Here is a 4,368-nt window from a genome sequence, read left to right on the forward strand (position 1 = left end):
GCCCGAGCCGCCGCCCCCACTGGACCCTCCGCTGCTGCGCGAGGAACCGCCGGAGTCACCACCGGGCTTGGAGCCGCCACTCTTCGCGCCCCCTCCCCCGGAGGACTTGCCGCCGCCCTTGCCGGCACTCGGCGCGGAGGATGCCTTGGGGGCTGCCTTGGCCTGGGCCTGCTTGTGGACGGGGCTGCCGGTCTTCTTGGATTGGGCGGCTGCCTTGTCGGCGGTTCTCTTGGCCTGTTCGGCTGCCTTTTTCTTCGCTCTCTGTGCGGCTTCCTTCTTGGCCTTCTCGATCGCCGCCTTCTTGGCTCTCAACGCGGCTGCTTCGGCGGCCTTGGCTGCCTTCAGGACGAGCTCGGCTGCCTTCTTGGCCGCCTTGAACGCCTGGATGGCGTCGATCGTGCGGTTGATGGCCTTCATGACGGACGGGATCTTGCCGAGCTTGGTCCACGGGATGGCCCCGATGATCAAGCTGCCGCAGGACCACATGTCGCCGCCGAAGCAGGCCATGGCGTCGTTGATGCCGATGAAGTCCTTCAGCGTCTCCCACGCGACCGCCAGGATCACCGACGTCAGGGACTTGCCCTGCATCGCCTCGGCCTGGGCGACCTGCGCCGCCGACAAGCCCGCTCCCGCGAGGGCCGCGGCCCGCTCGGAGGCCGTGAGGCTGATGGACAGACCCGAGGGGTCGGAGAACGTGACCGGGTTGTTGTGCGCGTAGGTGTACCCGTTGGACTGCAGCGGGTCGTTCAGGTCGAGCACCGGGTCGGCGGACAGGAAGCGTCCGACCACCGGGTCATACAGCCGCTCGCCGAGCGGCTGGTAGCCCGAGGCGTCGTCCTTCGTCTTGCCGAGGAATCCCTTGTGGTTCTGCAGGTTGGCGTTGGCGGTGCCGCGCTCGTTGCCGAAGGGGTCCTGCTTACGGATGCGGACCGACATGCCGCCGTAGAGGGCGACCTCCGCATACGCACTGCCCTGGTGATCCGCGGTCTGGGCGACCAGGGTCTCCGCGCCGGTGCCGTAGGCGTAGCGCATGACCCCGCCGCCGGGGGCGGAGTAGGTGCGCTGGGTGTTGACCAGGACGCCGCCCTGCTGGACGGTGACCTCGGCCTCACCCAGATGCAGCGTCGCCTGCTTGCCCTGGATGGTCAGCAGGCGCTCACCGTTGGGACCGTAGATGTGACGGGTGTCGTTCTGCGGCGCCCACAGCTGGGCCGCGGAAGCGGCGTCGCAAGTGGCGAGCACGATGGCCGTGCCGCTGACGTTCGCCGCACCCTGCACCGCCACACACAGCCCGGAGGCCACGTGGGTGAGCTGCCCGGCCGCGCTCCGCTTCAGCTGCTGACCGGCAGTGCCGTTGCACTTCTGGACCTGGACCGCGGAGCCGGCCGTGTTGGCCGCCGGCTGGAAGCACCAGTTCTCGGCCACGGCCAGGGTGCCCAGATTCGGGTCGCTCTGCGCCGGAGTCGCGGTGAACCGGAAGTTCTGCGCCGCGGTCGCGTTGCAGCCGTAGAGCTGGATCGGCTGACCGGCCACCGGCAGACCCGACTTCAGGTCCAGGCACTTCTGGCCCAGACCCACGTACGGCGTCTTGCCATTGCTGCCCTGACCGGTGATCCGGTCGACCTGACCGTCATACGTCCAGGTCAGGTCCTGCTTGTCACCATTCTGAACCGAGGTGACGGACTTCGTCTCGCCCGTGAGCTCGTACAGACGCTCGGCCTCGGCCTTGACGGCGGCACCGGCAGGCGTCTTGTACGCCTTGGACACCTTGGTAAGCGTCCGCGGCTGGGAGCCGTCGGCCTTGCCGTAGGTGTAGTCGGTGACGGCGTCCTTGGTGGTGTCGCCGGTCAGGTCCTTCTCGCTCAGCTTCTTGCGGTTGCCGAGAAGGTCGTACTCGTACTCCTGCCAGTAGCCGGAGCTGTCCTTGCCGGCGGCCACGTTCAGGCTGCCGTCGGCGTTCTTCGGGGTGGTGCAGGCGGTCTGGTCCTTGGAGGTCCAGGCCGTCTTCAGCTGACCCAGCGGGTCGTAGCTGAAGCACTGACGCTCCTCGATACCCACCGACTGCTCGCGGATCGAGGTGACGTTACCCGCCGGGTCGTAGGTGTACGACCGGTTGGAGACCAGGTTCCCGCCGACCACGGACGTGTCCGCGCCGGTACCCGACTTCTCACGGAAGACGAGCTGGTCCTTCAGCTCACCACTGCCCTCGTCGAACGAGTTCTGCGTCCACACCCGGTACGGCTGCGCACCCAGCGTCGAACGGAGGACCTGGCCGTACGGGGAGTACACCGTCTCGGCGCCGTACCAGTCCTTGCCCGAGACGGAGAGCGGCAGACCCTCCTTGTTGTAACGGACCACCATCTTCTCGGCGGCGAACTTGCCCACCGCCGGAAGCTGCGCCTCCTCCAGCGCACCCGTGTCCGAGTAGGAGTAGCCGTAGGTGTAGTCCTTCGCCAGGCCCCAGGTGTCCGCGATGGTCTGCGGCAGGCTCAGGGTCGTGGACGTCGGCTGGTAGTCCTTGGTGTAGCCGTTGACCTTCTGGGTGTACGCCAGACCGTCCGTGTAGCGAACGGCGGTGGCGGGCATGCCCTTGCCACCGGGAACGGTGTCGTAGGTGAGGTCGGCCAGGAGCGTGCCGTTGGCGTCGTTGAGCCGCTGCTGCTTCGGCCGCGACAGCTCGTCGTAGCTGTTCCACACCTTCACGCCGCGGGCGTTGGTGACGGTCAGCGGACGGTCACGGTGGTCGTACGTGCTACGGGTCGTGCCGCCGTCGGGGTCGGTCGCCGATTCCAGACGTCCCCGGTGGTCGTAGGTCCACGACCACGGGTGCGACGGATCAGCCGACTGCGTCGCGTTCGCCATGCGGCCGTGGGTGTCGTACCGGTAGCTCGTCGACGTGAAGCCGCCGGGAGCCGCCGGGTTGAAGGTGTCCGTGCGCGAGGTGCGGCCGAGGGCGTCGGTGTAGACCCGGTAGGACGAGGCGCCCTGCGGGTTGATGACCTTGGACCAGTCCTGGCCGTACTCGTACTTGGTGGCGCGGTCCTCGTAGGCCTTGGAGGTCGACTCCTTGGTGACGGGGTCCACGTACTTCATGTACGGGGTTTCCTGCAGCACGCGGCCGAGGCCGTCGTAGGTGTAGCGGGTGATGTTGGGGATGGCCGTGTCGGAGAGCGGGACGAACAGCTCGCCGGGCTTGGCCTCCTGGGTGAGGTAGGCGTTGTTGGTCTGGAAGACCTCGCCGGCGGTGTTGTACAGCGTGTCCGTGATGAGGTGGCCGCCGCCGGCAGCCTCCTCCTGTGACTGGCGTTCGCGGCCGAGGCCGTCGTAGAGGGTGACGGAGGTCTCGACCCGGTCCTCGTAGCCCCGAGCGTAGGTGGTGACGAACGGGGGCTTGCGGATCTTGCGGTTGGCGTCCTCCGGGTCGGTCTCCTCGGCCGGGATCGTGTAGACGGCACGGAAGTCGGGCACCGCCGTCCCGCCAGGGGTGCGGCCCGGGGCCCAGGCTTCGGCGAGTCGGCCCAGCGGGTCGAACTTCGCCTCACTGACCTGACCGTTCGGGTCGGTCGTCTTGAGACTGACCGCACGGCCCGGTTCCAGCTCCTGAACCTGAGCATGCCCGAGCGAGTTGGTCTGGGTGACCTTGAAGACCTGTCCGGTGGGCGGGTCGAAGGTGATCGTCGAGGACTTCTGGTCGGGGTCGGTCTGCCGGATCACGCGGCCGATGGCGTCGAAGCCGTTCGTGCCGTTGGTCTGGAAGTCGGTGCCGTCGCCCTTGAGCGACCAGGACTCGGTGGCCAGACCGCGGGTCGAGGCGCCGAGCGCGGTGCCGTAGGCGGTGCCGTCGTAAGCCGTGCGCGTGCCACCACTCAGGGTGGCCAGATTCGCGAAGTTCGCGTTGGCGCACGTGGTCGGCGACGTGAGCGCCTGCTTGGTCAGACCGATGAGGTTCGCCGTGGTCTGGTGCAGGTACTCCAGCTTGGTGCAGGACTCGTCACCGGTCTTGCCCATGTCGCCGAGCGACTCCACCTGCGTCGGCAGGCCGTACGTGGCGTCGTAGGTGGTGTTCGTGCGGACCTCGCGCAGCGTGCGCGGGTCGTCCGTGTTCGTTCCCGAGGACTTCGTGTACGCGATTTCCTCGGGCTCCGTGACGCGCCAGGCCTTCAGCGGGTCGAGGCCGTCGTCGCGGTCGCGTTTGGCGAGTTCGGTCGCGTCCAGCTTGGTGATGCTGCGCGTCAGCCAGTTGGAGTCGGCGTCGGTCGCGTTGGTGTAGGTGAGCTCCTCGGCCACGCGGCCGGCGAAGGGTTCCTTGTCCTTGGCGATCTCGGCGCCGGTGATGTCCTTCACGGACACCGTGTCGCCCATGCCGCG

1 protein-coding gene is annotated in these 4,368 nt (G+C 68.0%); it reads right to left on the reverse strand.

From position 1 onward, the window contains the following. Positions 1-4,368: ricin-type beta-trefoil lectin domain protein (locus EAO71_RS36700; RefSeq protein WP_187282986.1), on the reverse strand; the 4,368-nt coding region annotated here is incomplete at both ends.

The sequence above is a fragment of the Streptomyces sp. MS191 genome (assembly GCF_008042125.1).
Taxonomy (GTDB): domain Bacteria; phylum Actinomycetota; class Actinomycetes; order Streptomycetales; family Streptomycetaceae; genus Streptomyces.